This is a genomic window from Rhodoferax sp., from assembly GCF_037143375.1.
Taxonomy (GTDB): Bacteria; Pseudomonadota; Gammaproteobacteria; order Burkholderiales; family Burkholderiaceae_C; genus Rhodoferax.
This window is the reverse complement of sequence record NZ_JBAWYV010000189.1, coordinates 1-5,210: the sequence shown is the minus strand read 5'-3', so window position 1 is coordinate 5,210 and position 5,210 is coordinate 1. Positions and strand designations below refer to the sequence as shown.

Below are 5,210 nucleotides of genomic sequence, written 5' to 3'. Positions count from 1 at the left end.
TTGCGAATGTCTTCGACGATTTTCTTGGTGTCGCCACTCAAGGACGCGTAGACCGACTCGGTCTTGGCGCGGAAGGCGGCCAGGTCTGGGTTTTCAACCACTTGCATACCCGCAGCCTTCAGTGCGGCCAGCTGACTGGCTTCGTTGTCGCGCACATAACGCCGGCCGGTCGCAGAGGCCACCTGAGCGGCATCCATGAACGCCTTGCGATCGGCGGCGGGCAGCTTGTCCATGAAAGGCTTGCTGCCCACGAACACCAGCGCGGAATACACGTGGCGGGTAATCGAGAGGTATTTCTGGCCGGCTTCGTTCAGTTTGCCGGCCGAAATCACAGAGATCGGATTTTCCTGACCGTCGAGCACGCCTTGCTGCAGTTGCGTGGTGATGGGCCAGGCCATCGGCGTCGGGTTGGCGCCAATGGCGCGCCAGATAGCCAAGTGCGTGGGCGACTCCATGGTCCGGATCTTCATGCCTTTGAGATCGTCAGGGCCATTGACCGCACGCTTTGAATTGGTGACATTGCGAAAGCCGTTGTCCAGAAAATGCATGCCGACCAGCCCGGCCTTGTCGAAGCGCTTGAGCAAGCTCTGGCCAATGGCGCCGTCCAGCACCTTGTCAGACGCTTCGTAGGAGCTGAACAGGAAAGGCATCTCCAGCGCTTTGATCTCTGGCACAAAGGCTTCGATCGGGCCGGTGGTGCAAACACTCATCTGAACCGTGCCCAACTGGAGTTGCTGCAGCGCCTGCGTCTCGCTGCCCAGCGCAGCGGAGTGGTGAACGATCACGTCGTACTTGCCGGGCAGGGCTTTGTCGAGCTCCTCCTTGAACTTCTGGGCGGCGATGGTGTGCACGAAAGTCGGGCCGGTCACAACCGCGATATTCACCTTTTCGGCCGCAACAGCCAAACCACCGAGGCCCAAACTGACCGCACAGGCGATCCCCGTCAACGTACGCGAAATGAATTTCATAGTGATCCTTATTTATATGGCCAGCTCTGAATCAAAAATGACGCCGACTGGCGTCATGTGAAAAGCGTGATCCATCATACATTCCAGGCCAACTTATGAAAAAAACCTGCGGGATTGTTCAGCCGATAACTGTAAGACCTACGCTATGGAATCCATGAAACCTGGGGCAAGATCAGCGCCCGACTTGATGTATTCACGCACGGCTGTTGTGCATTGACCTCTGCGATCAGGTGTTCACCTAAGTTACTTACTCAGGGAACCTGTTCTTGATTTCGCAGAACCCGGATCGGATCGGCGATGCGCACGCCAACTTCAGCCCGAACGCAGAGGCATCGCTCAAGTGTTCGGCTTAGTGACCCACAGGCGGGAATCCTCATAGGAAATGGAGCGCAAAAGCGATCGATCGAACCGATGAAAGTACTGAATTGCAGGAAGTTCAGTAGCGATTGCATCGTCCTGCGAAAGAGCGCGGATTTTGCGACCAGCCGTTTGAAAAGTGGGCTCTTTTCCCGAATCTTTCTCAAAGTCCGATTGCAACGGTCATGCAGATAGCGGTTCAAGCATTTTGGCGGATCATCACCGATGATGGCGCGGATGATGCGTGGGGCCATCAACACGGCGTGGGCGATGTGCAGTTCGCGTGTCATATGCCCGGCTACATGCAAGCCCTGTACGGTCGTCTCATAGGTCTGGCAGCTATACACCGGACGCCCGTCCATCGCGATCTCGGCACCGATTTTCCGAAGAAGTGACACATCAGGGCTGGCCCCTAATAACGCGAAAACGCAGTTGCACTTTACGCTTTCAAGCTCACCGGAACCCTCTATCTTGATGATCGCAGCATCGTCTGTGATTTCCTGCACCGTGGAAGAAAAGAGAATGCGCAACTGGCCCTTGGCAGCCAACGCTTCCAGCGCACGAACGTTCCAATCTTTAATGGTCGCGCTCGGGTCTGGTTCGCCGCCAGGTGGGGCAAATGGCGCACGACGCATCGACAACACAACCTTTGCGCCGCCCTCGTGCAATTGCAGTGCGGCTTCGGCTGCCGAATTGCCGCCGCCAACGACCAGCACATCCTTCCCCGCAAAGGGGCGCCGATCGGTAAATTGGTACGACACGCGCGCAGCGGATTCGCCCGGCACATTTAAACGCCGAGGCACACCGAATCCGCCGGTTGCCAGAATTACTTTTCTTGCTTTGTAATTTGCAGAGCTCGTCCGGACTACAAAATTTTGATGGCGGCGTTCCAAGAGCTCGACACACTCACCTGTACGAATATTGAGGCGTTGCTTTTCGAAGGCAAACCACTCGTAGTGTGCGAGGGTCTCTTCGCGCGTAGGCAAGGGGGCTGGGCTGCTCATCTCACCCCAGATCAGTTCCAGGTCGGCCGGCGGCGAGTGCGTCTTGCTCTCAATTGGATAGTCGCGAATGGTTTGCGCAAAATTCGCGCGCTCCAGCACGACGTACGTCAACCCTCGCTGCTTTGCGGCATGGGCAAGCGAGATGCCCGCAGGCCCCGAACCGACGATGACTAAGTCGTACATGTCGTCGCTCTAGTTCGGCTTTGCCATTGGACGGATCGACCGGATGGTTTCAAACACGCGTGGCTCAAATATATTTAGTTTGCTCATGGTGGAGGCGTCAGTAGTTGAAATAGGCGACAGGTGCTCAGCATATTTGGCGGGGTCGAAGGTGTGTTGCGAGTTGTCAACCTCTAGCCATGTCATCACGCAACTGACCGGTTGCTGGCGCACTTCCTCCCGGATGGCTTTGGCCACTATCATTGTCAGACCATGCTAAAACTATCCCTGAAGGCCCATCGCAAAGCCACCCTACAGCCACAGCGGACCAACCCATGAGCCGCGGCCAAATTAAAAACGCCACCGGCGATTCATTCTTTGTCTGGGAGGGCGATGTGCTGGTGGTCAACATTCTGGGCAAGCCCAGTTCCAGCAAAGACGCCATTGGCAAGCCCAAGGGCACGCAACTCAAGATCAGCGTCACGGCCGCGCCCATTGCCGGCAAGGCGACCGACCACATGGTGCGGTTTTTGGCGCCGCTGTTTGGCGTGGCGGTGGCCGACATCGAGGTGGTGTTTGGCCGGGAGAACGTGAACAAGCAGTTGCGCATCAAAGCCCCCAAAAAGCTGCCAGCGGTGTTTGAGCAGGCTTCTTTGTTTGACGATGCCGATAGCGGAAAATAGTCGCCTGCCCTGATCTCTGGAACTTTGCGCCCTGGCCCCACTCCGATATTGCAATGACATTCTCAAAAATTCTCCCTCGCGCCCTGATTGCTACGCTATTTATAGCTGCTTACGCAATATCAACGGGGGCTAGCGCTCAAAATACCTCTAAATCAGTGGTCACCAGCCCACAGGTGCGCGCCGAGTTGCTGGCCCATGCGCCTGATGGCGCTGACCCTGGCAAAACGGTATGGGTCGGTTTGCAACTCACCCACCAGCCCGACTGGCACACCTACTGGAAAAACTCGGGCGACTCGGGTCTGCCCACCTCGCTGCAATGGACGCTGCCTGCGGGCGTCAGCGCGGGCGAGATCGCCTGGCCGCTGCCCAAAAAGATCCCGATTGGCAACCTCGCCAACTATGGATTTGATGGCACGGTGCTGCTACCGGTGCCGCTCACCATCACCCCGGCGTTCAAGCCGTCGGTGCTCAACCCCGACCTGGAGATCAAGCTCAAAGCCAGTTGGCTGGTGTGTCGCCGCGAGTGCATTCCCGAAGAGGGCGAGTTTGTGGTGCACCTGCCGGTGCGCGGCTCCACCGCACTCAATGGCGCCGCGTTCGACACCAGTTTCAAGGCGCAACCCCACGCCCTGAACGGCAACAGTCAGGTCGAGCTGGCGGGCAAGTTGCTCAAGGTGTCGGTCACCGGACTGCCGGCAACCTTGCAAGGCAAATCGCTGGAGTTCTTTCCGGAAACGCCTGAAATCATCGAAACCGCAGCGAAATGGACACAAAGCTGGCAAGGCAATGTGTGGACCGCCAGCGTGCCGGTGTCGCCCGACCGCAGCCAAAGCCCCACGTTGATGCCGCTGGTGCTGGTCGGCGAAATAGAAGGTCAACGTCAGGGGTTTTCCAGCCCGGCCAAGGTTCAGGGCACTTGGGTCAAAGTGGCCGCAGCCCCCAGCGTGTCGCCCGAACTGACTGCGGCGTTGCAAGCCAACACGTTGAGCACACAAAGTAGCCCCCCCTCCAACATCGGTTTATGGGCCGCCTTGGTGGGCGCACTGCTGGGTGGCCTGCTGCTGAACCTGATGCCCTGCGTGTTTCCGGTGCTGGCCATCAAGGTCATGAGCTTCACCCAGCATGCGGACGACCGGCGCGGCCACCGTATCAGCGGCGTGGCCTACAGCGCGGGCGTGGTACTTTCGTTTGTGGCGCTGGGCGCGCTGATGCTGGCGCTGCGCAGCGCTGGCGAGTCGCTGGGCTGGGGCTTTCAATTGCAAGCCCCGGCGGTGGTGGCGGCCCTGGCCGTGCTGTTCACGGTGATGGGGCTGAACCTGGCCGGCTTGTTTGAGTTTGGCAACGTGCTGCCCAGCAACGTGGCGACCTTGCAGTCGCGCAACATCGCCCTCAACGCGTTCTTGTCGGGCGTGCTGGCGGTGGCGATTGCCTCGCCCTGCACGGCGCCCTTCATGGGTGCCTCGCTGGGCTTGGCGCTGGGCTTGCCGGCGCTACAGGCCTTGCTGATTTTTGCGGCGATTGGTGTCGGCATGGCCTTGCCTTATCTGGCGGCGAGCCTGATTCCTGCGGTAGCCAAGCTGCTGCCGCGACCCGGCGCCTGGATGAACACGTTTCGGCGCGCCATGGCGTTTCCGATGTTTGCCACGGTGGTCTGGCTGGTGTGGGTGCTGGGGCAGCAAACCGGCATTGACGGCGCGAGTGCGCTGCTGGCGCTGCTGGTGGCCTTGAGTTTGGTGATCTGGTCGCTCACGCTGACGGGTCGCGCTCGCTGGTCAATTGCTACTATTTCAATAGCTATCAGCGCAATATTGACGGGGGCTATAGGCCAAAATGTCTTAAAAATGGCAGACACCACGAGCACAGCTTCGGCGACCGACCGCTGGCAGCCGTGGGCGCCGGGCCGGGTCGAGCAGGAACTGGCCAATGGTGCGCCGGTGTTTGTCGACTTCACCGCCGCCTGGTGTGTGACCTGCCAGTACAACAAAAAAACCACCCTCGTCGACAAAGACGTGCTGGCCGATCTGGACGCCAAAAAAGTC

Annotated in this window: 5 protein-coding genes; 2 read left to right on the top strand and 3 right to left on the bottom strand. The window is 58.8% G+C overall.

Annotation, left to right across the window (positions count from 1 at the left end):
- From WCG50_RS17225 to WCG50_RS17215, 3 genes are all read right to left on the bottom strand, one after another.
- Positions 1-968: DctP family TRAP transporter solute-binding subunit (locus WCG50_RS17225; RefSeq protein ID WP_336900826.1), on the bottom strand; the 968-nt coding region annotated here is incomplete at its 3' end.
- A 251-nt stretch (positions 969-1,219) separates the two neighbouring features.
- On the bottom strand, positions 1,220-2,512 hold the full coding sequence (locus WCG50_RS17220) for an NAD(P)-binding domain-containing protein (protein ID WP_336900825.1): 1,293 nt from the start codon (positions 2,510-2,512) through the stop codon (positions 1,220-1,222).
- A 9-nt stretch (positions 2,513-2,521) separates the two neighbouring features.
- The gene (locus WCG50_RS17215) at positions 2,522-2,746 is read right to left on the bottom strand and encodes a hypothetical protein (protein WP_336900824.1); all 225 of its coding nucleotides are present in this window, start codon (positions 2,744-2,746) and stop codon (positions 2,522-2,524) included.
- 77 nt (positions 2,747-2,823) lie between these two features.
- Between WCG50_RS17215 and WCG50_RS17210 the strand changes: the two genes are divergently transcribed.
- Both WCG50_RS17210 and WCG50_RS17205 read left to right on the top strand, forming a co-directional pair.
- A complete protein-coding gene (locus WCG50_RS17210) occupies positions 2,824-3,171 on the top strand; it encodes a DUF167 family protein (protein WP_336900823.1) in 348 nt (115 codons plus the stop codon).
- A gap of 53 nt (positions 3,172-3,224) precedes the next feature.
- The coding region (locus WCG50_RS17205; RefSeq protein WP_336900822.1) for a protein-disulfide reductase DsbD domain-containing protein at positions 3,225-5,210 on the top strand (1,986 nt) is incomplete at its 3' end.

Bases quoted from the DNA above. Each gene is read 5' to 3' on its own strand.
- WCG50_RS17220 (WP_336900825.1), bottom strand. From the start codon at position 2,512: ATGTACGACTTAGTCATCGTCGGTTCGGGGCCTGCGGGCATCTCGCTT.
- WCG50_RS17210 (WP_336900823.1), top strand. From the start codon at position 2,824: ATGAGCCGCGGCCAAATTAAAAACGCCACCGGCGATTCATTCTTTGTC.